We start from the raw sequence: 25346 nt of genomic DNA on the forward strand, positions 1-25346 counted from the left end.
TCCTGATCGGACCTGACCGGACAGGAGGCCGCAGATGTACGTCACAGTCCGGCCGGAGGCCGTCTGCGGCAGGGTCCGAGTGCGGTCGGCGCGGTTGTCTCAGCGCGCGGCGGGCGCGATGTGGAGGAGCAGGCCGGCGACCCGGTGCTGTTCCCAGGTCCGGGCGAATTCGGGCGCCTGCCCCTTCGGTGTCGTGAGCGCGGCGACCGGCAGCCGCTCGGCGGCCCCGACGATGTCCGCCGCGGTGATGTTGGCGTTGTGCCCCTGCGTCTGGACGGAGCGGCAGCCCGCGTAGAAGGCGATCGGGATGGCGAGGTGCCCGGTCAGCAGACAGGGCGGTTTTACGCCGAGCCGGTGCAGCTCGGCCGCCGTGCGGGCCCAGTCGCGGTGCGAGGCGGTGGTGCGGCCCACGGCATGCGCCAGCACGGTGAACTGGACCGTCAGATGCCCGGCGAGACCGAGCGCCACCAGGACTGCGGCCACCGGTCGCCGTTTGCGGATCGACGCGGTGACGAGGTGGATGAGCGCGTCGGCCACCGGGATGACCAGCAGCGCGTAGAAGGGGAGCAGGAAGCGCGGCGCGGCGTATCCGATCATGAACAGGTACGGGATACCCGCCGTCGTGGCGCAGGCCAGCGGCAGGAGGGTTCCCGCCGTACGCCGGGCCCTGACCGCGACCACCAGCCCGACGGCGGCGAGCAGCGGCAGGACGAACCACCACACGATGATCGGTGTGGCCGGAATCGATCCGGCGCACGGGCGGCACAGGCTGCGTCCGCCCAGAGTGCGCAGCTGGTCCAGGACGGCGATGTTCCAGCCGAGGCCGCCCTGGATCCCGGAGGCGTCGTCGAGCCGCTCGCTCAGACCGCCGAAACCGACGTACGCCTCGACGACCCACTGCGCCGCCCCGCTCACCAGACCGACGAGCAGCGCCGCCAACAGCCAGGGTCGTCGCCAGCGAGGGAGGCACACCAGCACGGCGAACAACGGCAGCGTGACCCAGACGGCGTCGGTGGGCCGCATCCACGCCATCAGCGCCGTGCTCGCGCCGACGCCCCACAGGGCCGCCCGGTCGTCGGGGTCTGCCTGTGCGCGCAGGAAGTAGCCGACACCTGCCAGGGCGCCGATCGCGACCCAGTAGTTGGGCATGGCCTGCGGACCGTAGAACAACGTCACCCACAGCGTCGCGAACAGGGCACCGCCGGCGCCGATCACCCGTGCGGGGAAGAGTCCGCGCCAGGCGCGCAGCGCCAGGAAGAGGCCGAGTCCGGACAGCAGGGCCAGATAGACGCGCAGCAGTCCGGTGGACGAGGACCACGAGGCGATCGGCGCGACCAGCAACGAGACACCGCGGGCGCGCGGGGCACTGAAGAACGCTGCCGGGGTATGACCGCTGACCTGGCTGACGTACACCGTCTCGTCCCAGCCGAGGCCCATCCCGGGGCGTACGAGCGCCAGTTGGGCCAGCGTGAAGGCGGCCGCGACCGCTGCCGGCCAGGCCAGGTCTCCGGTGCGCGGACCGATGCGGGCGGTCCGCGTCGCTCCGTGGCGCTCAGCCGGGGCGAGCGTGTCGTTCAAGGTCTTGGCCATCGTCCACCCTTCGTCCCCGCGCGGGCGCGGGGCCTCTTCCGTCTCCGCCAGGGCAGGCAGGACGAAAGGCGTTATCCGGTGAAAACATGGCCAAATTAACGTGCGATCTTCGAGGGCGCAGTGCGGGAGGAGGGAGGCGTTCCGCTGTCCGGAGCAACGCCCCCGCCGAACGCCGGGCCCGCGGACCTGACGCACGAGAGCCGTGGGGGGGGGGGGGGGGGGGGGGGGGGCGGCGCGCGCGCCGGGGGGGGGGGGGGGGGGGGGGGGGGCCGCCCCGGCCCCCCCCCCCCCCCCCCCCCCCCCCGCCCCCCCCGCCCCCCCCCCCCCCCCCCGCGCCCCGCCCCCCCCCCCCCCCCCCCCCCACGGCTCACTGCACGGGTTTCGGAGAGGTCAGGGGTGCCCCCCCGTCGGCTCAGATGACCGTCGCCGGCTCGCGGGGCGGGGTCCAGCGCAGGTGGACGTTCTGGTCGGAGTCGTCGGCGCGCAGCAGCGAGAGGCGGGGGCGCACGGCGTCCGTGCGCGAGGTGGGCGGCTTGCGGCTGCCGGCCCGGTACTGGACCGGCCACTCGCCCGCGGCGCCCCGGTACTCCTGCTCGGCCGCCGCGTGCAGGGTCCAGTGCGGGTCGTAGAGGTGGGTGCGGGCGAGGGCGCACAGATCGGCGCGGCCCGCCAGGAGGATCGAGTTCACGTCGTCGTAGGAGGCGATCGCGCCGACCGCGATGACGGCGGTGCCGGTCGCGGCGGTGACCTCGTGCCGGATCCGGTCCGCGAACGGGGTCTGGTACGAGCGGCCGTACGCGGGGTCCTCGTCCTTGGTGACCTGTCCCGAGGAGACGTCGATGGCGTCCGCGCCATGGGCGACGAAGGCGCGGGCGATGCCGACGGCGTCGTGCTCGGTGTTGCCGTCCGGCACCCAGTCGGTCGCGGAGATGCGCACGATCATCGGCCGCGCGGCGGGCCAGACGGCCCGGACCGCGTCGAACACCTCCAGGGGGAACCGGAGCCGGTTCTGCAGCGAACCGCCGTACTCGTCGGTGCGGTGGTTCGCGACCGGCGAGAGGAACGAGGACAGCAAGTAGCCGTGTGCGCAGTGCAGTTCGAGCAGGTCGAAGCCCGCCTCGGCGCCACGGCGGGCGGCCGCGACGAAGTCGGCGGTGATCCGGTCCATGTCGGCACGCGTGACCTCGCGCGGGACGGCCGATCCGGGGCCGTACGGGAGCGGCGACGGGCCGACGGTCTCCCAGTTGCCGTCCGGCAGCGGATCGTCCATGCCTTCCCACATCAGCCGTGTGGAGCCCTTGCGGCCCGAGTGGCCGAGCTGGAGGCCGATGCGGGCGGTGCTGCGGTCGTGGACGAAGGACACGATCCGCGCCCAGGAGTCACGCTGTTCCCCGGTCCACAGCCCCGTGCAGCCGGGGGTGATGCGGGCGTCGGGCGAGACGCAGACCATCTCCGTCATCACCAGTCCGGCCCCGCCCATGGCCTTGGAGCCGAGGTGGACGAGATGGAAGTCGCCGGGCACGCCGTCGACGGCCGAGTACATGTCCATCGGGGAGACGATCACCCGGTTCTTCAGCTCCAGCTCCCCGAGACGGAACGGCTGGAACATCGCCGGTGCGACCTCGTCGATGCCTTGCGACTCGGCGAAGGCGGCGTCGACGCGGTCGGCGAACTCCTGGTCGCGGGTGCGCAGGTTGTCATAGGTGATGCGGCGCGAGCGCGTGAGCAGGTTGAAGCAGAACTGGGTCGGCTCCTGGTGGACGTACATGCCGATGTTCTCGAACCACTCCAGCGATGCCTGCGCCGCCCGCTGCGTGGACTCGACCACAGGTCGCCGCTCCGCCTCGTAGGCCGTCAACGCGCCCTCGATGTCGGGGTGTTCGTGCAGACAGGCGGCGAGGGCGAGGGAGTCCTCCATGGCCAGCTTGGTGCCCGACCCGATCGAGAAGTGCGCGGTGTGCGCGGCGTCGCCGACAAGGACGAGGTTGCCGTGGTGCCACCGTTCGTTGCGTACGGTGGTGAAGTTGAGCCATTTCGAGTTGTTGGCGAACACCTGGTGGCCGGCGAGTTCCTCGGCGAAGAGTCCGCGTACGCGCTCCACGGCCCGCTCGTCGGAGGCGCCAGGCGGGAACTCGGTCTCCTCGGTGTCGTCGAAGCCGGCCCGCCGCCAGACGTCCTCGTGCATCTCGACGATGAAGGTGGAGCCGGTCTCGGAGTAGGGGTAGCCATGGACCTGCATAGTCCCCCACTCCGTCTGCCTGACGAAGAACTGGAAGGCCTCGAAGACCCGGTCCGTGCCCAGCCACATGTATCTGTTGTGCCGCCGGTCCAGCGAGGGGCGGAAGACGTCCGCGCGGGCCGCCCGGACCTGGGAGTTGAGGCCGTCGGCCCCCACCACCAGGTCGTACGAGGCACTCAGGTCGTCCACCGGAGGGGCGAGCGTCGAGTAGTGCACGGAGACACCGAGTCTGCGGCAACGTTCCTGCAGCAGGCGGAGCAGGTCCTTGCGGCTCATCGCGGCGAAGCCCTGGCCGCCGATGGTGTGGCTGCGGCCCCGGTAGTGGATGTCGATGTCGGTCCAGCGGGCGAACCGCCGTGCCATGGCGTCGGCGAACTCCGGGTCGGCGTTCTCGATGCCGCCGAGCGTCTCGTCGGAGAAGACGACACCGAAGCCGAACGTGTCGTCGGGGGCGTTGCGTTCCCAGACGGTGATCTCGTGGGACGGGTCGAGCTGTTTCATGAGAGCAGCGAAGTAGAGGCCGCCGGGGCCGCCGCCAACGATCGCGATCTTCACGGGAGTTCCTCTCACTGCTCGACGGCGGCCGGGCCGGCCTGCTCGTCCTCGACGATCCTGCGGAGCGCGAAGCGCTGCAGCTTGCCGCTGGCGTTGCGGGGCAGCGCGTCGCAGAACCGCACGTCACGCGGGTACTTGTAGGGAGCGATGACCTGTTTGACGTGGTCCTGGATCTCCCTGGCCTTGGCGGCATCGCCCGGCACGCCCTGGCGGAGCACGACGAACGCGCAGACGACGAAGCCGCGTTGGGCGTCGGGCTTGCCGACGACGGCGGACTCCAGCACATCGGGGTGGGTGTCCACGGCGGCCTCGACCTCTGGTCCGCCGATGTTGTAGCCGGAGGAGACGATCATGCTGTCGCCGCGGGCGTGGTAGTGGAAGTAGCCGTCCTCGTCCCGGTGGAAGACGTCACCGGTGACGTTCCAGCCGTCCACGGTGTAGCCCTTCTGGCGTTCGTCGTCGAGGTAGCGGCAGCCGACCGGGCCGATGACGCCGAGCCGTCCCGGCTCGCCGGGTCCGAGTTCCGAGCCGTCGGGGCCGAGGATGGTGGCGCGGTAGCCCGGCACCGGCTTCCCGGTGGCGCCGGGCCTGATGTCGTCACCGGCGGCGGAGAGGAAGATGTGCAGCAGCTCGGTGGCGCCGATCCCGTCGACGATCCGCAGCCCGAGCCGGTCCCTCAGCCGCTCCCACACCGCCTTGGGTATGTGCTCGCCGGCCGACACCCCGACCCGTAGTCCGGAGAGCCGCTGCTCCTGCCCCTCCCGCAGGATCGCCTGGTACGCGGTGGGGGCTGTCGCGAGCACGGTGACGCCCAACTCCTCTACGTACTGGGCGAGTTGGAGCGGTGTGGCGGCCTCGGTCAGCAGGGCGCAGGCGCCCGCCCGCAGCGGGAAGACGACCAGCATGCCGAGGCCGAAGGTGAAGGCGAAGGGGGCGCTGCAGGCGACCAGGTCCTCAGGGAGCAGGCGCAGCACATGGCGGCCGAAGGTGTTGTCGATGGACAGGATGTCGCGGTGGAAGTGCATGGTGATCTTCGGGACGCCGGTGCTGCCGGACGTCGGCGCGAGGAGCGCCACGTCGTCGGCGGCCGTGTCCACGGTGGTGAACTCGCCGGACTTGGCGCCGGCCCGCGCCACGAGGTCGTCCGGGCCGGTGCCGCCGAACTCCACGACCGTCAGCGCCGGCGACGTGGCGTCCCGTTCGGCATGCGCGTCCTGCGCCTCCCTGACAGCGTGCACATCCTCGGCGAACCGCCGGTCCACCAGCGCGACGGAGGGGCGCGTGCGCTCGACGATCGGGGCGATCTCGCGGGCACGCAGCGCGGCCATGACGGTGACGACCACTCCCCCGGCCTTGAGCACGCCGAGCCAACTCGCCACGGCCCAGGGGTTGTTGGGAGACCGCAACAGAACCCGCTGCCCGGGGACCAGCCCCAGGTCCTCGGTCAGCACCTGGGCGACCTGGTTGGCGCGGGTCCGCAGCTCGCCGTAGGTCCAGGTCTCCCCGGCCGGTGTACGCAGCGCCGGACGGTCGGCCCCGAACGTCGATACGGGGATGTCGATGAGCTCGGCGGCGGCGTTGAGCCGGTCCGGGTACCGCAGCTCCGGTGTGCTGAACTCGATGGTCGGCCACAGGTGCGCGGGAGGCAGGTGATCGCGCGTGAAGGTGTCCAGGTGCGCGGAGATCGCTGATATCGGGAGAGGCGACGGAGGAGTCAACGCGGGAGTCCTTCCGGGAGCCCACCGGTGGAGGCGGCGGGTCAGGTGGGGCGGATCATGCCCTCCTGGACGACGGTGGCCAGGTGACGGTGGTCGCGGGTGAAGAAGCGACCCGAGCCGAGACCGCGGCCCGCGTCGGCGGCGCCGGCTTCCTGGAGGTACAGGAGCCAGTCGCCGACGGGTTCGGGGCGGTGGAACCACATGGCGTGGTCGAGGCTGGCGGTGACCAGCCCGGGTTTGGCCCAGGGCAGGTCGAGTACGCGCAGGACGGGTTCGAGGATCGTGTAGTCGCAGACGTAGGCCAGCGCGGCCAGGTCCCGTTGGGCGTCGGTGAGCCCCTCTACGGACCTGAGCGGGTCGAACGGCTTGAGCCACACGGCCTGTTGGGGGACCTGCTTGCCCTCGACGGTGAGGTAGACCGGGCCGGGCACGTGCCGCATGTCGAAGCCGCGGCCGCCGGACCAGTAGGCCTTCGACTCCTCGGTCATGGAGCCGCCGCTGAGCCCGGCGAGATACGCCGCCGAGCTGGGCAGCTCCTCGGGGTCGGGCAAGTCCTGGGCCAGTTCCGGGAGTTCGGCCTCGAAGGTCTGGCCGGGCTCCCCCGCGGCGAAGTTGGCCAGGCAGACGTAGAGGGTCTTGCCGTTCTGGTAGCCGCGCACCTGCCGGGTGCTGTAGCCGCGGCCGTCGCGCAGCACCTCCACCTCGTAGCGCACGCTCGCCCCGATGTCGGCCGGGCGCAGGAAGTAACTGTGCATGGAGTGCAGGGACTTGCCGTCGGTCACCGACCGCATGGCCGCGGCGGCCGCCTGGGCGACCAGGTCTCCGCCGTACGCCTTGGGCCACGGGCAGGGCTGGGTGACGGCGGTGAAGGCGAGGTCGAAGTGCTCGGGCTCGGTCGGTGTCAGTGCGACGGCCGCGGTGAAGATCTCCGAGGTGGGCGGTGTCCCGTTCGTCATCGGTCCAGCCAATCCCGCAGGTCGGCGTCCGCGATGTCGGGCAGGTTGACCACGATGTTCTCCGGCGTCCGGGTGGTCATCCACGTCAGCGGCTTGTTGCGCGAGAGGTTGCACTCGATGTGCGGCATGAACGGCGGCACGAAGACCCAGTCGCCCTCCTGCATGTCGACGTAGTCCTCGAACTTCTCGCCGAAGTAGATACGGGCCCGCCCCGACAGGACGTAGCCGCCCGTCTCCGCCTCGCCGTGGTGGTGGGTCACCGAGCGGTAGCCGGGTTCGTTGCTGACCTTGCCGAACCAGAGCCGCCGGGCCGGGGTGTGCTGGGCGCTGACGCCCGAGACCCGGACGGCCCCACCGGAGTCGGCGGTGTTGGCGCTCTCGGAGCCGGCGCGGGTCACCACGGGTGCGACGAGCCCGCTGGGGAGCCGGTACATCGAGTTGTCGCCCTCAAGGCGGTATTTGCTGAGGTCGGGCTCCATGGAGGGGGCTCCGTTTCCGTCGTGACGGCTCAGACGACTTCGGTTCGGACGACTTCGGTTCAAACGGCTTCGGTCACGTTCGCGCTATCTCGTTTTTTTCACGACCGTCATTTACTGTCAATACATGCCACTGTACGGATCGTCGGATCGGACCGCGACCGACCTCGAACCGGAGGCCGCATGAAGCACATCCCCGTGAACCCGGCTGCCCTGCCGACGCCCAGTGGCTACTCCCACGGAACCCTGGCGGGGAACACCCTGCATCTCGGCGGGCAGACAGCCCTCGATGCCGACATGAAGATCGTTCCTGGGGGGATCGTCGAGCAGTTCCGCCAGGCGTTCGGCAACGTCCTGACGACACTCCGGGAGGCCGGCGGCCTGCCGGAGGACCTGGTCAGCGTGACGATCTACCTCACCGACATCCCCGACTACCAGGCCCACGGCAGGGAGATCGGCAGGGTCTGGCGCGAGCTCGCCGGGCCCGTGTACCCGGCGATGGCCGGCATCGGCTGCACCGCCCTGTGGCAGCCCGAGGCGATGATCGAGATCCTCGGCGTGGCCGTGATCCCGGAGGAACGGATCGTTCGACCAAGTCAGTGAGGCGTGCCGGGTCCGCGAGCCACACGACAGCGGCCTCGGTGGCCGCCCCTGTGTCGGGGCGGCCACCGAGGCCGCAGGTCCATCGCGAGACGCTCGGTCAGTCCGTCGGCGCCGCCTTCCGCAGGGCCGTGATGCACATGCTGACGGCCTGCTGGAGTTCCTCCAGGCGCTGGAGCATGTCGTCCTCGTAGATGGTGTCGAGGTCGTCCACGTCGTCGAAGGTCAGCTCCTCGAAGACCTTCGTCGCCTTCTGCAGGCTGCTGTAGAACTTCGTCCGGCGCTCCTGGAGGCGGAGTTCGGGGTTGGCCTGGACGGTCTGGGCGACGAGGTCCTTCACCGTGTCGTAGGCGTCGGTGGCCCACTCGCCGGTGTCCTCGTCCTCGTCGAGCTCGTCGATGAGGGACAGATGGCGCTCGGCCTCGGCACGGAGTTCGGCGGGAGCGTCGATCGTCTGTCCGGCGGGGGTCTTGACCTGGCCGTTCTCGACGATCTGGCGGACGTAACCGATCCGGCTCGCCGCCTGCGTCTCGGTGGCGACCGCCTTCTTCAGATCGTCGGTACGGGCGATGTCGCGCGCCAACTCGGTCTGCAGGGACGGGTCTTCCTTGAGCCGGTCCAGGAGGGCGGCGCGGGCCGCCTTGGCGGTGGAGGGGTCGGCGAGGATCGCGGCGCGCAGCGCGGTGGGGTTCTCCGCGACCTCCAGCGCCTTGGTCGGCCGGATGCCCTCGGCCTCGGCCGCCGCGGCGATCGCGGTGCCGCGGTCGGAGGCGGCGCTGGAACGGGAGATGTAGTACGAGTGCCACACGTCGGAGTCCGGCAGCTCCACCTCCTGGCCCGGGGCCAGCGCCTCGAAGTACGGGACGAGCCCATCGTCGGCCGCCTTGTCCCACGCCTTGTAGTAGCGCATGACCCGCTCCGGTGAGCACCCGGCCAGCTCGGCGAACTCCTTCGCGGAGATCTTCGGCGTCTCCCCCGCCGCCTCCCCGCCGGGCCGCACACTGCGGGCGACCTTCAGCGCGAAGGCCCAGCCGCCGGCCCGGACGTACGCCCCGAAGTCACGGGCGTCCTGAACCACCACGTCGTTCTCGGAGCCCTGCGCCACTCCATCGTTCGGGGTGGCCTGCGCCACGATGCCGTGCGCGGAGCCGGTGGGACCCCCGTCGCCGGACGCTCCGGGCTCCTCCCAGAAGGCCTCGTCCGCGGGCGTTCCTTCTCCGGGTGTCTCGTCGGCGGACTGGACGGCCGGTGCGGGCTGAGCGGTCTCCACGGTCACTGAGCGACTCTCCTGGGGAAGGCGGTACGGGCTGCAACGGACAGAGCGTGCAGCCTATATGAGCCTACTCATGATGCTTTGAACTCGCCCGAGTCGTCCTGCCGGACCACGCAGAGGGCCCAGATGATGAACGCCGAGAAGGCGATCATCACGATCGACCAGACCGGGTAGTACGGCAGGGACAGGAAGTTAGCGATGATGATGAAGCCGGCGATGGCGATACCGGCGACGCGCGCCCACAACGACGCCTGGAAGAGCCCGAGACTGACCACCACGGCGACGGCGCCCAGGATGAGGTGGATCCAGCCCCAGCCGGTGAGGTCGTACGCGAAGACGTAGTCGCGTGTCGTGACGAAGACGTCGTCCTCGGCGATCCCCATGATGCCCCGGAAGATGTCCAGTACGCCTGCAATCATGAGCATGACGGCTGCGAAGGCGGTCAGGCCATGGGCCCACGGCCGCCCGGCCGTCTGCGGGTGGTGCGATGCGGATGGTGCGCTATGTGTGGCGGTCATCGTGCTGCCTCGATTCGGTCTCGTGCTGTGCCCTCGGCCGGTGCGAGTGCCGTCAGCCGCCGGAGGCGGAGCCGCCCGCGCGTTCCGACGGGCCGTGGCCGCTCAGGACCAGCTCCTTCGCCCTGCGGAACTCCTCGTCCGTGATGTCGCCGCGGCCGCGGATCTCGGAGAGCTTGGCGAGTTCGTCGGCGCTGCTGGGCCTGCCGTCGCCGCCCTTGGCGGTCTCCCGGACGTAGCTCGCGAAGGCGTCCTGCTGTGCGCGTGCCTGCGCGGCCTCCCGGCGGCCCATGTTCTTGCCACGGGCGATCACGTAGACGAAAACGCCCAGGAAGGGCAGGACGATGGTGAACACCAGCCAGCCGGCCTTGGCCCAACCGCTCATCTTGTCGTCACGGAAGATGTCGACGACGACCCGGAAGAGCAGAACGAACCACATGATCCACACGAAGAACACCAGCATGGACCAGAAGACGCTCAGCAGGGGATAGTCGTACGCGAGGTACGTCGACCCGCTCATCTCTTTCCTCCGTCCCGGGCCTTCGCCCGCCGGCCGTTGTCTGTCGCCTCCAGCCTGCCCATGGCGAGGACCGGGCGGCCTCACCCGAGGCGGGTGAGGGGAGCCGGGCGGGGCCTCAGGCGGTCCGGGCGGGGTCGTGCGACCCGGCGACACCGGCCCTGCGGAGTGCGGCACGCCAGGCGAGGGCGAGGGCCACCTCGGCCAGGCCCAGCAGGACGAGCCACAGTCCGAGCAGCCGGGTCAGTGCCCGGGCGGACTCGGAGGGCAGGGCCAGCACCACGATCCCCGCGACGATGCCGATCACCGCGATGCCGAGGACGAAGCCCCGGTGGGGCAGGTCCCGGGCGGCGAGGGCCGTGTAGAGGGTGAGGATGCCGGAGACCACCCAGACGATCCCGACGATCAGTGAGAGCGCGGCGATGGTCTGCAGCGGGTTTCTGAGGCACAGCACCCCGCCGAGGACGTACAGCACGGCGAGGAGCAGTCCGGGCAGCCGTTCGCCGTGGTCCTCCCGGGCGAAGGTCTCGACGAACCGGAACGCCCCGGTCACGAGCAGATACAGGCCGATGAGGACCGCCACGACGTGCAGCGTCCCCTCCGGCCAGACCAGGATCAGGATGCCCGGCACGAGCGTGGCGATCGCGGAGCCCAGGACCCACGTCCAGGAGCGTCCGAGTTTCGCCAGCACCGCCGCGGGGTCGGCGGCGGGGACGGGGGCCGCCCCGTAGGGCGTGTGGGCCGGCCCGTCGGACGCATGGCCCGGTCCGTCGGGCGTGTGGCCCGGTCCGTCGGGCGTGTGGGCCGGTCCGGTGCCCGGTGCCGGATCACGCGACACGGTCATGGCTCCTCCTCCGCGCGATCGGGACGGTCGCTCCCGGGCCGCCGGCGAGGCGGCACACGGGGATCGCACGGCCAGCGTCCCGCCCGTCGCCGGTCACCGGGTCACCCCCGGCGGGTGATCCGTGCGGGCCGCCGGAGAGATGAGGTGGGGGCCGGAGGACACGCGCCGACGTGCGGCGCGCGGGACGAAGAGACACGAGATGGATGATCGAGCGGCTGCCGGGAGCGATCCCTCGGCCGCCCCTACCGAGTCAGCCCGGTCCGAGCAGGCGGCGTACCGGAAACGACCGGGTCCGGGGCGGCGGGAGACAGCCGTGTCCGTCGTACGAGCCGTGGGCATCGCGGCGGGTCTCGTCACCGCGTACTACCTGCTGCCCCTGGACGGGCGCGGCACGGCCCGCACCGCGACGCTGCTCACGTGCGGCCTGCTGGCGGTCGTCCTGGTCTTCCTGTGGGAGGTGCGGGCCATCACGCGCTCGACCTCGCCCCGTCTGAAGGCCGTCGAGGCACTGGCCGTCACGCTGGCGCTGTATCTGGTGCTGTTCTCGTCCGCCTACTACCTGCTGGAGCACTCCTCCGCGGGCTCCTTCAGCGAACCGCTGACGAGGACCGACGCGCTGTACTTCACCCTGACCACGTTCACCACCGTCGGGTTCGGCGACATCACGGCCCTGTCCCAGACAGGACGCGTGGTGACGATGCTCCAGATGTTCGGCGGACTGATCCTCGTGGGCATCGCGGCCAAGGTGCTCGCGGGCGCGGTCCGGGCGGGCCTGCGACGGCAGGGCCGGGAGCCACCGCCGGAGTAGGACTCCAGGACTCAAGGAGCGGGCTTCCGGCGGAGGCGTCACTCCGGCAGCTGGCGCATCTCCAGGACCCGTAGCCCCAGCGACCGGCAGCGGGCCAGCAGCCCGTACAGGTGTGCCTCGTCTATGACGGAGCCGTACAGGACCGTCTGACCGGACATCAGCACGTGATCCAGCTCCGGGAAGGCACCCGTCAGCGTCTCCGACATGTGTCCGTCGACGCGGATCTCGTAGCGCATGAGCTGCCCTCCCGCGGGTGGCCTGGGACAGGCGGGCTGCGGCCTTACCCTGCGATCCTCCGCCTCGGCGGACCACCCGGCCTCACCCCGTAGAGGTGATACGGCGGTCGGCACGCGCTTCACCTGCGTCAATGGGTCAGGTAGATCTTGAACGCGATGATCAGCAGCCCGAGCAGCAGGTTCACCGAGGCGGTGGTGGCCACCAGGCGCCAGGAGGCACCGGCCCGCCGTGCTGCGGCCGCCGACCAGCCCACCTGGCCCGCCACGGCGACCGCGAGGGCCAGCCACAGGGAGCCCGACAGGTCGAGGCCCAGGAGGGGGCTGACGGCCAGGGCGACGGCGGGAGGGACGGCGGCCTTGACGATCGGCCACTCGTCACGGCACACCCGCAGCACGATCGCGCGGTCCAGACTCAGTTCGGCCAGGCGCGCCCCGAACAGCTGGGCGTGCACATGCGCGATCCAGAACACCACGCCGGTGAGCAACAGCAGCAACACCAGTTCCAGCCGTGGGAACTCGCCCAGCGAGCCGGCGCCGACGATCACCGAGGCGGCGAGCATGGATCCGTAGACGCCACCGGTGTAGTCGGCGCGCTCCCGGCGCTCGGCGCCGCGCGCTCGGGCCTCGGCGTGCTCGGCCTCGGACATCGCGACCTCCCTCGTCCTTCGGAGTCAGCCGGCGGAGCCGATCGGTCAGCCGGTCGAGCCGATCGACCCGGTGGGCGCGGTGGGCGCGCCGACGTCGGGTTGCTTCGGACGGCCGGCCCCTCGGGTCGGCAGATGCGGCGTGACCAGGAAGCTGGCGAGTGTGATTCCGCCGGTGGCGAGGATCGCCGCCTTGAGGCCGTTGAGCTGCGCCGAGGCGTACGAGTCACCGAGGGCGTCGACCTCGGACGGCGGCAGCCCGGCGCGTTCGGCGGCCGAGCGCACCTGGTCCGTGGGCACGAAGGTGATGCCTGCTTCGAGGGCGACACCGGTCTGCTGCCGGGCCTCCTCCGACAGCTGCGGGTTCTTCTCCACCTGCGTGGTGAAGGCATGGGCCAGGGCGCCGATGAGCAGTGATCCGATGAGGGCTGTGCCCAGCGCGGAGCCCAGGTTCTGGGCCGTGAACTGCAGCCCGCCGGCCTCGCTGCGTTCCTCCTCGCCCACGCTGGACTGGACGACGTTGCCCAGCTGCGAGGCGAGCAGGCCCATGCCCACGCCGAGCAGGGCCATGGCTCCGGCGAACTGCGCGTCGTCGATGACCGGGTCGATGGTGGCCAGCAGCCATACGACAGCGCCGACCAGGGTCGCCAGGGCCAGCCGGACCACCCGGCGCGGTCCGGCCGCCCGACCGAGCCGGGCGGCGACCATGGAAGCCGCGAGCATGGTGATGGACACGGGGAGGAGTCGCAGGCCTGTCTGGAAGGCGTCGAAGCCCTGGACCACCTGCAGATACAGCGGGATGGTGAAGAACAGCCCCAGCAGGATGAGGTTCTGGCTCACCAGTGTCATCAGGCCGGATCGCAGCGCGGGCTTGCGCAGCAGGGGCAGATGCACCAGGGGCTCGGCGCCGGTCGCCTCCCGCCGCTTCTCCCAGTGCACAAAGGCGGCCAGCACGGCCACACCGGCGGCGACGACGAACAGGGTCGGCGCGAAGCCGAAGACGGTGAAGGGCGGGTTGCGGGGCTGCACCCATCCCCAGGAGCCGCTCTGCAGCACCCCGAGCACGCCGAGCGCGAGCCCGGTCGCCGAGAGTGCGGCGCCGACCCCGTCCAGGCGGGGGCTCGGACCGGTCCTGGGCTCTTCCGTGATCGCCCGGTGGAAGCAGAGCACGATCAGGACGACCACGACCTCACCGGCGAACACCAGCCGCCAGGTGAGGTACGTCGTCACCCAGCCGCCCAGCAGCGGGCCGACCGCGATTCCGGCTCCGGCGAGTCCGCCGATGACGCCGTACGCGACGGCTCTGTCCCGCCCGCGGTACGCCTCGGCCACGAGGGCGGCCATCGCGGGCAGCACCAGCGCGGCGCCGAGTCCTTCGATGACCGACCAGCCCAGTGCGAGGACCCACAGGGTGGGGGCCACGGCGGTCAGGGCCGACCCGGTGGCGTAGACGACCAGCCCGAACAGGAACAGGCGACGGCGTCCGAAGATGTCTCCGAGCCGACCTCCGATGATCATGAAAGCGGCCATGACCAGCGCGTACAACGTGATGACTGCCTGGATCGCGGTGACCTCGGTGTCGAAGTCCTCCACCAGCTGGCTGATCGACACGTTCATGACGGAGGTGTCCAGGACCATCAGGAACTGGGCCGTACCCAGGACCATCAGCGCCCGCCAGTGCCTCAAGGTGCCCACCTCGCCGAGTCGCCCCGGGGCCCGGCGGAGTCCACCGGGCGGCGGCCGGCCGATGCGCTGCCGCCACCCCCATGGCACCCGGAGAACCCGCCCCGCGCCTCACCCCGCACGGGCGAGCCGGGCGCGGTCCGAGGGCCCCCGGCGGGGCAGGGGCGCACGGCAGGAGTCCCCTGATGGGCAAGGAGTCCCCGGATGGGCAGGCCACGAAGGCGCAGCCACGCGCTCACAGCAGCCGCAGCTCCCGTGCGCGATGCACCGCGTCGTGGCGCCGGTTCACGGACAGCTTCCGGTAGACGCTCTTGAGGTGGGTCTTGACCGTGTTCACCGACACATACAGATCGGCGGCGATCTCCTCCGTCGACATCATCTGGGCGAGCCGTTCCAGTACGTCGTGCTCACGCCCGCTCAACTCCTCCACGACCGGTGCCGACGGCCGGCCCCCCGGGCGTGCCCGATGCGCGTCGCGCGGAGGCGGTCCGGGGGTGAGCCAGCCCTCGGCCAGCCCGCGCAGCGGCGCCGTGCCCAGCAGAGGCCGGATCCACGGTCCGGCTTCGAGGAAGGGGCGCCGCAGCCGCTCGCGCCGAGCCTCGTGGAGGGCATGGGCGACGAGTCTGCGCGCGGTGGCGGAGTCCCCGGCCCGGTCCGCGGCCTGGGCCCGCACCAGCGAGGCCCGGACGGTCACCGCAGGACCCGTACGGCCCTCGGGGCGCACTCGGTCGAGCAGGTCGAGCGCGTGGCCGGGCCTACCCGCGGCGAGCTGGGCCCGTGCGGCCCCCACGACACACGCCGGCTGGTCGCCGGAGACCTCTTCCAGCAGCTCGGCTGCGGTCTCCGGCCGGCCTTCCGCCAGGTGCGCGGCCGAGGTCACCAGCGCCTGGTGGGCCTCCGACCAGGGTGAGACCACGTCGGCGGCGACGCCCGCATCCGCCGCTTCGAGCGCCGCGTGCGTTTCGCCGCGGGCCAGGAGCAGCCGCGCGGTGGCGAGGGCCCGCCCCGCCCGCATCACCGGGTCCCGCATCGCGTGATGGGAGTCGGCCGCCGTGTCGAGGAGGGCCTGGGCCCGGTCGAGTTCGTTGCGGTCGACGGCCACGGCGGCCAGGACGAGCAGCTCGATGCCGGAGCCGGACTCCTCCCGCAGCCCGAACCGCTCGGTCTCGGTGACCGCCGCCAGGGCCTTGCGCTCCGCCCTGCCGGGCCAGCCGTTCAGATAGTCGATCAGGGCCAGGTGACCGAGGGCCTCCTCGCGCGGGAGGGCCGTCGAGGCACCCCCGGAACAGGCGACCGCCGTGCTCAGGGCGTCGCCTGCCTCCTCGAAACGCCCCGCCCACAGCCGCGTCGAGCCGAGATGGGTCGACAGGAGGGCGGCGAGTTCGGGATGCGCGTCCAGGAGCTGGGCGGGCACCTCCTGTTGGAGTTCCTCGGCCGTCTCCGCCGCCGTCTCCGCCCTCGCGGGTGAGCCCGTCAGGCGGCCGGCCAGGGCTTCCAGCAGGGCGCAGCTCAGCCGGGCCGCCGCGGGGCCGGGAGCAGCGCCCTGCCGGAAGCCCTGGCCGCCCGGTGTCCGCTCCTCCTCCGCCAGGCTCTGCTCGGCGTGCCGCAGGTGGGGCAGGCCCTGGTCGAGGTCGCTCCGTGCCAGCTCACGGGCCGCCCGGACGAGGTCCGTGGCGGGGCTCGTGGCCTCGGGGCCCATCCCCGAGAACAGCTCGGCGAGATGGTCCGAGCGGAGACCGGTGAAGAGCTGACCGATGGCGAGGTCGTCGACGAGGGCACCGGCGGTGAACTCCCAGTCGCCCGCGGCGGCACCGTGGCCGAGCGTCTCCGCGAGGGATCCGGAGTCCCGCAGCCAGGTCGCGGCCCGTCGGTGGAGTTCGGGCTCCAGGCCGGGCGAACGCATCCGCAGATGGGCGTGGAGGATCTCCCCGAACAGCGGGTGGAGCCGGTACCGGTCGTGCCCGAGATACTCGACGAACGCGTTCTCGCGGTGCAGCCCGGCCAGGAGGGACTCGGCATCGGTGCGCCCGGTCAGCGCGTTCGCCAGCTCCGGACCGAAGCGGTCGAGGACGCTGACCCGCAGCAGGAGATCCTGCGCCCCGGGGCTCTGCCGCTTGAGCACCTCCGCCAGCAGGAAGTCGGCCACCGTGGTGCGATCGACCTCGAACTCCTTCAGGTACGTCTCCGGATCCGGGCTCTCCTGCGCGGCCAGGGCACACAGCCGCAGTCCGGCGGCCCATCCCCGGGTGCGCTCCACCAGGGTCCGCGCGGCGGACACCGGAACGCGCAGCCCGTGCAGCTCCAGCAGCGCGGCCGCCTCCTCCGGGGTGAAGGCCAGCTCCGCGGCCCTGATCTCGGTCATGTCGCCGACCGCCCGGTAGCGGTGCAGCGGCAGCAGGGGCTCGGTGCGGGTGACGAGGATCAGGCGCATGCCCCGTCCCGCGTGGTGCAGGACGAATTCCAGCTGCTCCGCGATCTCCGGCGCCGTCACACGGTCGTACTCGTCGAGCACCACGACCACGGGCCGGTCCCGGTCGCTCATGCCCGCGGCGAGGCGCGTCAGCAGCGTCTGGTCGACTCGGCTCGCGTCGGCCGGCGAGCCGACCTCGGCGGACGGGGGTACACCTGAGGCGCTCAGGGCCTGGAGGAAGTACGCCCAGAACATGCCGCAGCCCTGGGCCGCGGCGTCGTTGGTGAGCCAGGCGACGGACCGGTCACCTCGTGCGGCCCAGTCGGCGGCCAGCAGTGTCTTGCCGGCGCCCGCCGCCCCGCTGATCATGGTCAACGGCGTCCGCAGAGCCTGGTCGAGGTGCCTGACCAGCCGCTCCCGTCGCAGGAACGTCGCGGGACGCGCGGGTATCGCGAACCGCGTGTGCAGGAACGGGTCTCCTTGGGGATCGGTGCACGACGTGGTCGGTTCCGGACCGTTCTCCTCCAGCCCAGCCATGGCGCTCACCACCACTGCTCGTCAGGTCATGGGCAGCGCTCCCCCTCAGCATCCCGCGGTTCCTGCACATGTGCACGCCAAACGGACGCCAGTGGTTTCTCCGGGGGCTGCAACGGCATCCGCCGTCCCGTCCTGTGGGTTCGTACGAGGCCCGTGCCCGCCGGCAGCGCCCGCCTGGTCCTCGATCGGCAGGACGGCTGTGGTCAGGCCAGGCGTGTGAAGGCCCGCGGTCGTTCCCGGTTCGCTTCCCCGTCGGGCCGATCTCCTCGGAGACCGGGCCGCCGTGATTGGTGGAGGCGGGCATCTCGTCGACGGCGTACGCGGCCGGGCCGGGCCGTCCCGCCGACGCGAGCGTGCGGACGTACGGGAAGCCGCGCCGGAGCACGCGCCGATCGTCGGCCGGCGGGGCCTCGCCGCGACCGCGCCGACGCGGTCCGACGTCACGACGGTGGCCTGAACTCCCCGCCCGAAAAGGTCACTCACCACCGTCCCCGGCTCCACGCTCGTTACTCTCTCCGGCGTGTGCGCAAACATCATGGTCGCCGAAGACGACACGAAGCAGGCCGAACTGGTGCGCCGTTATCTGGAGCACGAGGGACACACGGTCACGGTGGTGGAGGACGGCCGTACGGCTCTTGAGCAGGTTCGGCGCCGGGAACCCGACCTGCTCGTCCTCGATGTGATGATGCCCCGAGCCGACGGCCTCGACGTGGTACGGATTCTGCGCGCCGAGGGCCGCGAGGTGCTGGTGATGATGCTGACGGCCCGCAGTACCGAGGACGATCTGCTGCTCGGGCTTGACCTCGGTGCCGACGACTACGTGACCAAGCCGTTCAGCCCGCGTGAGCTGGTGGCCCGGGTGCGTACGCTCCTGCGCCGCAACCGGAGTTCGGACGGGCCCGCCCTGGGCGCCCCCGACCCCACGCCCGGCGCCGCCGGGGACAGCGCGCTGTCGGTGGGCGCGCTCAGAGTCGATCCGGCCCGGCACGAGGTGTCGGTCGGGGGGACGCCGGTCGTGTGTACGCCTGGCGAGTTCCGCATCCTGGCCGCGATGGCGGCGGAGCCCGACCGGGTCTTCACCCGGCAGCGGCTCCTGGAGGAACTGCACGGCTTCGACAAGTACATCAGCGGCCGCACGGTCGACGTACACGTCATGAATCTGCGCAAGAAGATCGAGCGCGCACCCCGGCGGCCGGACCGGCTGCTCACCGTTTTCGGCGTCGGCTACAAGCTGACGGATCCCGCGAGGAGCAAAAGGACCAATACGAGTACCGACGCGAAGAGCGTGCGCCGTGCGTCGTCGTGACGAGCGGGCGCGGCTGCCGCTCCGCAAGAGCCTGCTCGGGCGGCTGCTGACCGTGTCGGCGCTGGTGGCCTCGTGCTCGGTCGCCGCCACCGCCTGGCTCGCCGTGCAGACGACCTCCGGCGCGATCCGCCAGGAGCAGGGCCAGAACCTCAGCGCCGATGCCGAGATCTACAACACCCTGCTGGGGTACGCGGCGACCCACCCGGGCTGGGAGGGCGTCGACGGCACCGTGCGCAAACTCGCCGGGAAGTCCCAGCGCCGGATCGTGCTGACCACCCAGGACAAGCGCCCCCTCTTCGACTCCTCCGACGACTCGAACGGCACCTCCTCCACCGCCGCCCCGCTGCCACCGCAGGCCTCGGCGGTCGTCGACCCGCTGTCCGTCGACACCGTGCTGGTGCCCGACACCGCCTCCGCGGGTGCGGACCGCGTCGATCCACGCGCGGTGGGGCCGTTCCTGCTGCCCGCGCAGGAACGTACGCTCCTGCGGAAGGCCAGCGCCGACAGCGCGAAGTGCCTCGGTGCGGCGGGCATCGCCGCGGACGTCGTCGAGAGCCCGAGCGGGCGGTCCCGCGTCCAGTTCGTGAGCAGTGAGACCGACCGCTCCATGGAAATGAAGTGTCTGGCGTCCTACGCGTCCGGGCCCACGCCGACCGAGGGGAAGGCCCTGCGCGCGCTCAACCAACTGACCGACGCCTGTCTGAAGCGGCAGGGCCGCACGGGCGTGAAACTGAACCTGGACCTGTCCTGGGAGCGGGGATACGGGTCGGGAGGCACGGACACGGACACCGGCATACCGGCCGCGCTTCCCACGGCCGGCCTCAGCAAGCAGGAGGCGGATGCCCAGCAGCGGGCCGCGGAGCAGAAGGCGGTCGAGGAGAAGGCGGCGCTGGCGAGGGCGATCAAGCAGCGGGCGACCGACGACGGGCGCGTGCCCGCGGCTCACAGCAGCAAGCACGACCGGGCCATAGCCGCCTGCGTCGGCAGCGCCCGCCGCGAACAGCTCACGTCCTATGTCGCCGCGCCCGCACTGCTGTTCATCGACAGCACCGACGCTGCCGCCGGCGTGCCCGGTTTCGATCTCTCACCGGCCAACACCGCACGCATCGCCGGGGTCACTGCCCTGGTCCTCGCCCTAACCGTCGGCGCCTCGGTGATCGCCGGAGCCCGGCTCGTACGCCCGTTGCACGCGCTCACCGGCGCCGCCCAGCGGATGCGGGACGGCATGGACTCGGCGCCCGTGCCGGTCGGCTCGGACAACGAGATCGGACGGCTGGCGGCGGCCTTCAACGACATGGCCGCGCACCGGGCGCGGCTGGAGGAGCAGCGCAAGGTGATGGTCAGCGACGTCGCCCATGAGCTGCGTACTCCGCTGAGCAACATCCGTGGCTGGCTGGAGGCGGCACAGGACGGTCTGGCCGAACCGGACCCGGCGTTCGTCTCCTCGCTGCACGAGGAGGCGGTACAGCTTCAGCACATCGTCAACGATCTCCAGGACCTGGGAGCGGCCGACGTGGGCGCGCTGCGCCTGCATCTGGAGCCGGTACGCGTCGACGACCTGCTCGGCCAGGTCGCCGCGGCACACCAGGGACTGGCCGAGACCGCGGGTGTCACCCTGGCGGTCCCCGCGGCGCCGCCCGACGCGCCCCGGCCGCCGCTGCTCGACGCCGACCCGGTGCGGCTGCGGCAGGCCATGAGCAACCTGGTCTCCAACGCCGTACGCCACACACCGTTCGGTGGCCGGGTGACGCTGCGCTCGTACGTCACCGATTCCGGGGACCGGGTGGCCGTGGAGGTGTCCGACACCGGCAGCGGCATCCCCGCGGCCGACGTCCCCCATGTGTTCGACCGCTTCTGGCGGGCGGAGAAGTCCCGCAACCGGAGCACCGGCGGCAGCGGCCTCGGCCTGGCGATCGTCCTCAAGCTCGCCGAGGCCCACGGTGGCACGGCGAGTGTCGTGAGCACGGAGGGACAGGGCTCGGTCTTCACCCTGTGGCTGCCGGTCGCACGGGACGAAACAGCCGCCACCGGACCGGGAAACGGACCGGAAGGAACTGCGAAGAACCGCGGAATTCCGGGGGCCGGGGAGACCCCTGGACAGCCCTGATGCGATGACCATGAGCTTCTGACAGCTTCTTCACAAGTGGGCGCAAGTGTGGGGCCATGCCCGGAACCTGGTGCGGCTCGCCAACCAGGTACCACCAAGGCCGGGCTGGAACTGGAGCGATACATGTCCCGCCAACTCACCCTGCGTTTCGCCGTTCTGACCGCCGTCGCGACCGGCGCGATGCTCGTCCCGGTCGGCGCAGCGGTCGCCGACGACCCGACGCCCACGCCGACCGCGACCACTGGAGAAGACAAGACCGCGGCCGAGAAGAAGGCCGAGGACGCCAAGAAGGCGAAGGAACTCGAAGCCAGGAAGGCCGCGGCCGCCAAGGACCTTCCGAAGGGCGGCGTCGCCGCGGGCGAGGCCCCGGCCGAAGACACCGGCACCAGCACCAGCACCCTCGTTGGTTCGGCCACCGGCGCTCTGCTGCTCGCGGGCGCCGGCACCATCGTCCTGCGCCGCCGCGCCGCCGGACGCCACAACGGCTGACGCTCGGCACGGCCCCACCGGGCACAACAGTGGCGCCGCCCGTCTCCGGGCGGCGCCACCGCGTGTGCGCCTGGTCCCGTAAACCGTTCAGGTCCTCTGCCTCTGCTCTCGGTTCTGCTCTGGAGTCCGTCGTGTCACCTGCACCCCATCCGGTACGGCGCTTCGGCACCCTGCCCGCCCGTGCCCGCCTCGCCGTCGTCGTACCCGTGGTCCTGGCCGTGCTCACCGGCTGTTCGTCGGCCGCCGACAAGCCTGCCCCGGCCTCTCCGAACACCCCTGCTGCCGCCGGTATCGCCTCGCCCGGCGCTCCGGAGGCCACGCAGTCGGCTGTCCCTACCGAAGTCGCCATCCCGTCGATCGGGACCACCAGTTCCCTGATGGAGCTCGGTCGCAACACGGACGGGACCGTGGAGGTCCCCCCGGCCGAGAAGGGCATGACCGCCGGCTGGTACATCGGCGGCTCCGTGCCCGGTGAGGTCGGTCCCGCCGTGATCATCGGCCACAACGACACCCGCTTCGGCAAGGCCGTCTTCCACGACCTCAAGAAGATCACCAAGGGCGCGGACATCACCGTCACCAACGACCGCGGCGAAACGGCGCACTTCACGGTCACGGACACCGAGAGCGTCAGCAAGGACTCCTTCCCGACCGAGAAGGTCTACGGCCCGACGAAGGACCGCGCCCTGCGACTGGTCACCTGCGACGGCGACTTCGACGCCGAGGGCCATCCGGTGAACAACCTCATCGTGTACGCGACGTTGGCGTGAGCCGGGAGCCGGGAGCCGGGAGTTGGCAGCCGTGAGCTGTGAGCTGTGAAGCCCGAGCGGTGAACAGCGACCGCTCATCGGCGTGCCGGGCCCACAAGGATCGCCGCGGTCCCGTCCGCCCTCGGGTCGCTCGCCGCGTCGGGCTCGCCCGCGCGCAGGCGTGCCGTCTGCACATGGCCGGCCTCGTCGTGCGGTCCTGCCGTACGGGCGACCTCCAGGCCCAGGCGGTCCGCGACGGTGGTCAGGTGCTCCGCGTCGGGGGTTCCGGGTTCGAGGAGGAGCGTGGGGCGCGGACGGTTCAGGTCGCGGGAGCCGATGACCCAGCGTGGGCGGGCGAGCAGGGCTTTCGGGGCCGGGGCGTGGAGAAGTTCCTCGGCGACCTGCGACAGGATCCACGCCTGGGCCCTGCCGCCCTGGCAGCCGAGTGCCACCACACGCCCCGGGGCGGTGGCGAGTGCCGGGCACAGGGTGTGCGGGGGCCGCGCCCCGGGCCTCAGCGCCCCAGGGTGCGCCGGGTCCAGGCTGAACGCCGAGCCACGGTTGTGGAGCACTACTCCGGTGGCCGGTTCGGCGATGCCTGATCCAAAGCTCTGGAACACGCTCTGGATCAGCGCTGTCGCGTTGCCCTCGTCGTCGACGGCGGTGACGGCCACCGTGTCCCCGGCGGGTCTGGGGCCGGAGGGCAGCGCGGCGATGTCTCGCTCCGCGCGCAGCAGCAGGCCGTCGATGTCCACGGCGCCCGACCGGGGGTCGCCGAGGAGTGCGTCCCGGCTCAACTCCGCCTGCCGGGCGGCGGTGAGGCGGTCGCTGCCACGTCCGAGTACGGCCAGCAGGGACGCTCCCTGACTGGGCGGCGGGGCCGCCCACCAGGTGACGCCGTTCCCGGTCGTCGTGCTCAGCGGGTCGGTGTTCTCGGCCCGGTGACCGGCGAAGTCCGCCGCGTCGAGCAGGCTGCCGCGTTCACGCAGGCCTGCCACCAAGCGTCGGCCGGTCGGCCCGGTGTAGAAGTGGCGCCAGTCGTCGGAGAGTTCCTCCAGGGTCGCGGCGAGTGCCGGCTGGAAGAGGGTGACTCCGACGGGCAGTGGGTCTCCCGCCTTGTCCAGCAGCAGCGCCGACAGCCCCGGGTCGGCCCGTACGACGTCGAGGCGGTTGTGGATCGCCCGGGCCAGGCCCTCGCTCACCGGGACGCCGCCGGCGGCCAGGGCGATGGCCGGCGCGAGGCTGCGGGCGAGCGGCAATCGCGCCCCGAGACGGGCGAGTTCCGCCCACCCGGCGACCACTCCGGGGACCGTCACCGTGAGCGGGCCACCGGCCGGCATCCGGTCCCCCGCCGCCCGCAGCTGTGCCGGGTCGGTGGCCGCTGCCGCGGCTCCTGCCGAGAGCACCGCGCGGACAGTGCCGTGCTCACCGTCACGGACCAGGGCGACGAGGTCGCCGCCGATGGAGCACTGGTGCGGGTAGGCCACCGTGAGCGCGGCCGCGGCGGCGAGTGTGGCGTCGATCAGGCCGCCGCCTGCGGCGGTCACCTGGCGTGCCGCCTCGATGGCCGCGGGATGGGGTGCGGCGATGGCGATCGTGGCCACGGTCAGTCCCGGGTGGTGAGGATGGCACGGGCGAAGGAGCCGTCGGCGCCGACCAGTTTGGCGGGCAGGCAGGTCAGGTCGTAGGTCCCGGCGGGCACCTGGTCGAGGTCCGCGTTCTCCAGGATGAGCACGCCTGCGCCCAGCAGGGAGTGGTGGACGTCCCAGGTGTCGGTGCGGTGGTGGCTCTCGATGGTGAGGTAGTCGATGCCGATGAGTTCGACCTCGTGCTCGATCAGCCAGTCGGCGGCCTTCGGGGAGAGGCCCACCCACTGCGGGGCGCGCTCGGTCTCCTTGAGGGGGCCCGCGGAGTTGGAGGTCTTGAGCAGGACGCGGGTGTGTCCGGCCGCCCCGCCCTCTTCCAGGTGGTGCGGTTCCACGTCACCCTCGACATGGGTGAGGTCGATGACGAGTGCGGGCCCGACCAGCGAGTACAAGGACACCTCGTCGATGGGGGTGGCACCGTCGCGGAAGTGGGCGGGAGCGTCGACGTGCGTGCCGGTGTGGGCACCGAGCCGCCAGCGCGTGACGTTGGAGGCGTCACCGTTGGAGAGGGACTCGACGACCTCGACCTCGGGCTTGCGTCCCCAGTGCAGCATCTCGGGGTGGATGGGCAGGGTGATGTCGTAGATCTTCACGCGGTCGCTCCAGGACGGTGGGTCGGGTCGGGCCAGGGTTCGCGTACGGCGGCCGACACCGCTCGGGCGGTGGTGAGCAGACAGCGGTCGAACTCCTTTCCGCCGTGCTTGGCGTCGGCGTCGGCCACGTCACGGCCCCAGACGCCGGTCTCGCTGACCTGGTCCATCCGGTAGTCCCAGAAGGAGTCCACGTCGACGTGCGAGGTGGCCTTGTCCATCGTCACGAGTTCGGGGTGGAGGTGGAGCATGACCGAGGTCTCGAAGAAGTTGGCGTGCATCAGCGCCCGGCCGTACTGGACATGCCCGTCGACCTCGGGGCCGGGGTACATCGTCACGTAGCCCAGGGCCCGTACGCGGGCGTCGCGGTGGCGCACCCGGAGCTTCTCCGCGGACACGTCGAGCGCGCCGTTGTTCCAGATGTGCCCGTTGAGCAGGATGAACTGCCGTACTCCGGAGGCGTACAGGGAGTCGATGACGTCCTCCACGACGGCGATCAGCGTTTCCGGGCGCAGCGCCACCGTGCCGCCGAAGTCGCCGTGGGAGGCGGAGACGCCGAAGCTCAGCGGTGGCACCACCGGTACGCCGGTGAGGGCGGAAACACCGAGGGCGACGGCCTCGCAGATGAGGGTGTCGACGGCCAACGGCAGGTGGGGACCGTGCTGTTCGGTGGCCCCGACGGGGATGATCACGGCGTTCTGTGCGGCCGCGGTGGTCTCCGCCTGCTGCCAGGTCAGTTCCTCCCACCGCACCGGGACCCCGGACCCGCCCAGTTCGGCGGCGAGTGCGGGAACGTCCAGGCCGGTGGGGACGGCCGGCTGTCCGGGGAACTCGGGGACGGCTGGTGTCATGGTGCTTCCT

23 protein-coding genes are annotated in these 25346 nt (G+C 71.7%); 7 read left to right on the top strand and 16 right to left on the bottom strand.

Going from position 1 to position 25346, the window contains the following annotated elements:
* Positions 1–99: 99 nt before the first annotated feature.
* From ACIBEI_RS08560 to ACIBEI_RS08580, 5 genes are all read right to left on the bottom strand, one after another.
* Entirely contained in the window at positions 100–1590 is a 1491-nt protein-coding gene (locus ACIBEI_RS08560; RefSeq protein WP_398886494.1) for a hypothetical protein, read from the bottom strand.
* Between the two features lie 412 nt (positions 1591–2002).
* The gene (locus ACIBEI_RS08565; protein ID WP_398886496.1) at positions 2003–4384 is read right to left on the bottom strand and encodes a bifunctional salicylyl-CoA 5-hydroxylase/oxidoreductase; all 2382 of its coding nucleotides are present in this window, start codon (positions 4382–4384) and stop codon (positions 2003–2005) included.
* An 11-nt stretch (positions 4385–4395) separates the two neighbouring features.
* On the bottom strand, positions 4396–6102 hold the full coding sequence (locus ACIBEI_RS08570) for an AMP-binding protein (protein ID WP_398886498.1): 1707 nt from the start codon (positions 6100–6102) through the stop codon (positions 4396–4398).
* 41 nt (positions 6103–6143) lie between these two features.
* Complete coding sequence (locus tag ACIBEI_RS08575) at positions 6144–7058, bottom strand: acyl-CoA thioesterase (protein WP_398886500.1); 915 nt, start codon at positions 7056–7058, stop codon at positions 6144–6146.
* On the bottom strand, positions 7055–7537 hold the full coding sequence (locus ACIBEI_RS08580) for a cupin domain-containing protein (protein WP_269650569.1): 483 nt from the start codon (positions 7535–7537) through the stop codon (positions 7055–7057). The genes ACIBEI_RS08575 and ACIBEI_RS08580 overlap by 4 nt, the downstream gene beginning before the upstream one ends.
* 180 nt (positions 7538–7717) lie before the next feature.
* Here ACIBEI_RS08580 and ACIBEI_RS08585 point away from each other — a divergent pair, with 180 nt between their 5' ends.
* Complete coding sequence (locus tag ACIBEI_RS08585) at positions 7718–8137, top strand: RidA family protein (RefSeq protein WP_398886502.1); 420 nt, start codon at positions 7718–7720, stop codon at positions 8135–8137.
* A 97-nt stretch (positions 8138–8234) separates the two neighbouring features.
* Here ACIBEI_RS08585 and ACIBEI_RS08590 read toward each other — a convergent pair whose 3' ends face one another.
* The 4 genes from ACIBEI_RS08590 to ACIBEI_RS08605 form a co-directional block, all read right to left on the bottom strand.
* Positions 8235–9269: a hypothetical protein gene (locus tag ACIBEI_RS08590; RefSeq protein WP_398887350.1), complete on the bottom strand. Its 1035-nt coding sequence runs from the start codon at positions 9267–9269 to the stop codon at positions 8235–8237.
* A gap of 209 nt (positions 9270–9478) precedes the next feature.
* Positions 9479–9925 (bottom strand): hypothetical protein, encoded by a 447-nt coding sequence (locus ACIBEI_RS08595; protein ID WP_398886504.1) that lies wholly within the window; start codon positions 9923–9925, stop codon positions 9479–9481.
* Positions 9926–9977: 52 nt separating this feature from the next.
* Complete coding sequence (locus tag ACIBEI_RS08600; RefSeq protein WP_398886506.1) at positions 9978–10442, bottom strand: SHOCT domain-containing protein; 465 nt, start codon at positions 10440–10442, stop codon at positions 9978–9980.
* 115 nt (positions 10443–10557) lie between these two features.
* Positions 10558–11283 (bottom strand): HdeD family acid-resistance protein, encoded by a 726-nt coding sequence (locus ACIBEI_RS08605; protein WP_398886508.1) that lies wholly within the window; start codon positions 11281–11283, stop codon positions 10558–10560.
* A 313-nt stretch (positions 11284–11596) separates the two neighbouring features.
* On the opposite strand from ACIBEI_RS08605, the gene ACIBEI_RS08610 reads away from it, so the two are divergent.
* Positions 11597–12091 carry an ion channel gene (locus tag ACIBEI_RS08610; RefSeq protein ID WP_398886510.1) on the top strand — a complete coding sequence of 165 codons (495 nt, stop codon included), beginning with the start codon at positions 11597–11599 and terminating at the stop codon, positions 12089–12091.
* A gap of 38 nt (positions 12092–12129) precedes the next feature.
* Here the strand turns inward: ACIBEI_RS08610 and ACIBEI_RS08615 are convergent, their stop codons facing one another.
* The 4 genes from ACIBEI_RS08615 to ACIBEI_RS08630 all read right to left on the bottom strand — a co-directional run bounded on the left by ACIBEI_RS08615 (position 12130) and on the right by ACIBEI_RS08630 (position 17601).
* Positions 12130–12327, bottom strand: a complete 198-nt coding sequence (locus tag ACIBEI_RS08615) for a hypothetical protein (RefSeq protein WP_269650563.1) — start codon at positions 12325–12327, stop codon at positions 12130–12132.
* Between the two features lie 128 nt (positions 12328–12455).
* On the bottom strand, positions 12456–12974 hold the full coding sequence (locus ACIBEI_RS08620) for a hypothetical protein (RefSeq protein ID WP_398886512.1): 519 nt from the start codon (positions 12972–12974) through the stop codon (positions 12456–12458).
* Positions 12975–13019: 45 nt separating this feature from the next.
* On the bottom strand, positions 13020–14657 hold the full coding sequence (locus ACIBEI_RS08625; protein ID WP_398886514.1) for an MFS transporter: 1638 nt from the start codon (positions 14655–14657) through the stop codon (positions 13020–13022).
* A gap of 232 nt (positions 14658–14889) precedes the next feature.
* Complete coding sequence (locus ACIBEI_RS08630) at positions 14890–17601, bottom strand: LuxR C-terminal-related transcriptional regulator (RefSeq protein WP_398886516.1); 2712 nt, start codon at positions 17599–17601, stop codon at positions 14890–14892.
* A 283-nt stretch (positions 17602–17884) separates the two neighbouring features.
* On the opposite strand from ACIBEI_RS08630, the gene ACIBEI_RS08635 reads away from it, so the two are divergent.
* From ACIBEI_RS08635 to ACIBEI_RS08655, 5 genes are all read left to right on the top strand, one after another.
* Positions 17885–18058: a hypothetical protein gene (locus ACIBEI_RS08635; protein ID WP_398886518.1), complete on the top strand. Its 174-nt coding sequence runs from the start codon at positions 17885–17887 to the stop codon at positions 18056–18058.
* A gap of 78 nt (positions 18059–18136) precedes the next feature.
* Entirely contained in the window at positions 18137–18907 is a 771-nt protein-coding gene (locus ACIBEI_RS08640) for a response regulator transcription factor (RefSeq protein ID WP_398887351.1), read from the top strand.
* Positions 18894–21014: a sensor histidine kinase gene (locus ACIBEI_RS08645; protein ID WP_398886520.1), complete on the top strand. Its 2121-nt coding sequence runs from the start codon at positions 18894–18896 to the stop codon at positions 21012–21014. The genes ACIBEI_RS08640 and ACIBEI_RS08645 overlap by 14 nt, the downstream gene beginning before the upstream one ends.
* Before the next feature lie 123 nt (positions 21015–21137).
* Positions 21138–21503, top strand: coding sequence for a hypothetical protein (locus tag ACIBEI_RS08650; RefSeq protein WP_398886522.1), 366 nt, complete (start codon positions 21138–21140; stop codon positions 21501–21503).
* A gap of 131 nt (positions 21504–21634) precedes the next feature.
* Complete coding sequence (locus ACIBEI_RS08655; protein ID WP_398886524.1) at positions 21635–22270, top strand: class F sortase; 636 nt, start codon at positions 21635–21637, stop codon at positions 22268–22270.
* Positions 22271–22344: 74 nt separating this feature from the next.
* On the opposite strand, the gene ACIBEI_RS08660 is transcribed toward ACIBEI_RS08655, so the two are convergent.
* From ACIBEI_RS08660 to ACIBEI_RS08670, 3 genes are read right to left on the bottom strand one after another with little or no spacing between them, the layout of a single operon-like run.
* The gene (locus tag ACIBEI_RS08660; protein ID WP_398886526.1) at positions 22345–23853 is read right to left on the bottom strand and encodes a gamma-glutamyltransferase; all 1509 of its coding nucleotides are present in this window, start codon (positions 23851–23853) and stop codon (positions 22345–22347) included.
* 2 nt (positions 23854–23855) lie between these two features.
* Positions 23856–24488: a cyclase family protein gene (locus tag ACIBEI_RS08665; RefSeq protein ID WP_362068969.1), complete on the bottom strand. Its 633-nt coding sequence runs from the start codon at positions 24486–24488 to the stop codon at positions 23856–23858.
* Positions 24485–25336, bottom strand: a complete 852-nt coding sequence (locus ACIBEI_RS08670; RefSeq protein ID WP_398886529.1) for a creatininase family protein — start codon at positions 25334–25336, stop codon at positions 24485–24487. The genes ACIBEI_RS08665 and ACIBEI_RS08670 overlap by 4 nt, the downstream gene beginning before the upstream one ends.
* Positions 25337–25346: the final 10 nt, after the last annotated feature.

Source organism: Streptomyces sp. NPDC050988 (genome assembly GCF_044456225.1).
Lineage (GTDB): Bacteria > Actinomycetota > Actinomycetes > Streptomycetales > Streptomycetaceae > Streptomyces.

What these genes read in the sequence shown, in the direction of transcription:
- ACIBEI_RS08560 (WP_398886494.1), bottom strand. Translation starts at nt 1,590, where the DNA reads ATGGCCAAGACCTTGAACGACACGCTCGCCCCGGCTGAGCGCCACGGA.
- ACIBEI_RS08575 (WP_398886500.1), bottom strand. Translation starts at nt 7,058, where the DNA reads ATGACGAACGGGACACCGCCCACCTCGGAGATCTTCACCGCGGCCGTC.
- ACIBEI_RS08580 (WP_269650569.1), bottom strand. Translation starts at nt 7,537, where the DNA reads ATGGAGCCCGACCTCAGCAAATACCGCCTTGAGGGCGACAACTCGATG.
- ACIBEI_RS08585 (WP_398886502.1), top strand. Translation starts at nt 7,718, where the DNA reads ATGAAGCACATCCCCGTGAACCCGGCTGCCCTGCCGACGCCCAGTGGC.
- ACIBEI_RS08595 (WP_398886504.1), bottom strand. Translation starts at nt 9,925, where the DNA reads ATGACCGCCACACATAGCGCACCATCCGCATCGCACCACCCGCAGACG.
- ACIBEI_RS08600 (WP_398886506.1), bottom strand. Translation starts at nt 10,442, where the DNA reads ATGAGCGGGTCGACGTACCTCGCGTACGACTATCCCCTGCTGAGCGTC.
- ACIBEI_RS08605 (WP_398886508.1), bottom strand. Translation starts at nt 11,283, where the DNA reads ATGACCGTGTCGCGTGATCCGGCACCGGGCACCGGACCGGCCCACACG.
- ACIBEI_RS08615 (WP_269650563.1), bottom strand. Translation starts at nt 12,327, where the DNA reads ATGCGCTACGAGATCCGCGTCGACGGACACATGTCGGAGACGCTGACG.
- ACIBEI_RS08620 (WP_398886512.1), bottom strand. Translation starts at nt 12,974, where the DNA reads ATGTCCGAGGCCGAGCACGCCGAGGCCCGAGCGCGCGGCGCCGAGCGC.
- ACIBEI_RS08630 (WP_398886516.1), bottom strand. Translation starts at nt 17,601, where the DNA reads ATGGCTGGGCTGGAGGAGAACGGTCCGGAACCGACCACGTCGTGCACC.
- ACIBEI_RS08640 (WP_398887351.1), top strand. Translation starts at nt 18,137, where the DNA reads ATGGTCGCCGAAGACGACACGAAGCAGGCCGAACTGGTGCGCCGTTAT.
- ACIBEI_RS08650 (WP_398886522.1), top strand. Translation starts at nt 21,138, where the DNA reads ATGTCCCGCCAACTCACCCTGCGTTTCGCCGTTCTGACCGCCGTCGCG.
- ACIBEI_RS08670 (WP_398886529.1), bottom strand. Translation starts at nt 25,336, where the DNA reads ATGACACCAGCCGTCCCCGAGTTCCCCGGACAGCCGGCCGTCCCCACC.